Raw genomic sequence first — 1,140 nt, 5'->3', positions numbered from 1 at the left:
GGCTTCCCCCGGGACCGCGCCGACCAGCTGGCCGCCGTCGCCTCCGGACTGACCTCGCTGACCTCCGGCGCCAGCCGCATCTTCGAGGGCGGCGACGTGACCCAGACCGTGGTCGAGATGGAGCGGGGCTTCCTGTTCCTGATGGCGGTCAGCGACGGCTCCGCGCTCGCGGTGCTCGCCTCGCCGGACTCCGACATCGGTCTCGTCGGCTACGAGATGGCCCTCCTCGTGGACCGCGCCGGCGCGGTCCTGACGCCCGCGCTGCGGGCCGAACTCCAGGGCAGTCTCCTGCACTGACGGTTCGTCGGATACCGTCCTGGTATTCGAAAGACCTCATTGCCCGTCCCGAGGTCGCTTCGGCGGCCTCGGGACCGGGCGTTGTACGGCCTTCGCACCACCGGCCACGGCGCTCCCCGGCGACGCGGCCAGCAACGCACCGCCGCACCCTTTGAGGAGATGAACCGTGACACCGCCCGACCACAGTGGCCAGTACGGCGCCCCGTACGCGGGCTCCGGCCACGACGCTTTCGGGGTTCCCGGCGTCGGCCACGGTCAGCAGCCGCAGTACGCGCCGCAGTTCGACGGTGGCCAGCCGTACCTGCCCCCGCAGTCCGATCCGCGCTGGTACCAGCAGCCGGACGGATACGGCCAGGCCCACCCCGGTGCCGACTCGTTCCCCGACCCCGGCCTGCCGCACCGCTACGAGGAGCAGCCCGGCCACGTCGAGGAGTACGACGACGAGGAGGACGCCGAGCCGCTGATCCGGCCCTTCGCCATGACCGGCGGACGCACCCGGCCGCGCTACGAACTCGCGCTGGAGGCCCTGGTCTCCGCCGCGGTCGACCAGGCCCGGATGGCCACCCTGCTCCCCGAGCACCAGCGGATCTGCGCGCTGTGCAGCTCCGACGTGAAGTCGGTGGCCGAGATCTCCGCGCTGCTCGGCCTTCCGCTGGGCGTGGCCCGCATCCTCGTGGCGGACCTGGCCGAGGCCGGCCTGGTCGCCATCCACCAGCCCGCAGCCGGCGGCGAATCCGGCAACCAGCCCGACGTCACGCTGCTCGAAAGGGTCCTCAGTGGACTTCGCAAGCTCTAACGCGGCCGCCGCCCCCAGCCGCGCCACCACCTCCGCCAAGATCGTCG

Annotated in this window: 2 protein-coding genes; both read left to right on the top strand. The window is 72.5% G+C overall.

Annotation, left to right across the window (positions count from 1 at the left end):
• Window positions 1–297, top strand: a 297-nt coding sequence (locus K353_RS33575; RefSeq protein WP_111557247.1) for a roadblock/LC7 domain-containing protein, incomplete at its 5' end; no start/stop codon positions are given.
• A 166-nt stretch (window positions 298–463) separates the two neighbouring features.
• Window positions 464–1,093, top strand: a complete 630-nt coding sequence (locus K353_RS33570; RefSeq protein ID WP_111557246.1) for a DUF742 domain-containing protein — start codon at window positions 464–466, stop codon at window positions 1,091–1,093.
• Window positions 1,094–1,140 lie beyond the last annotated feature (47 nt).

The organism is Kitasatospora sp. SolWspMP-SS2h, assembly GCF_003259315.1.
Lineage (GTDB): Bacteria > Actinomycetota > Actinomycetes > Streptomycetales > Streptomycetaceae > Kitasatospora > Kitasatospora fiedleri.
Note: the sequence above shows the minus strand (reverse complement) of the source record. Positions and strands in the feature narration are given on the sequence as shown.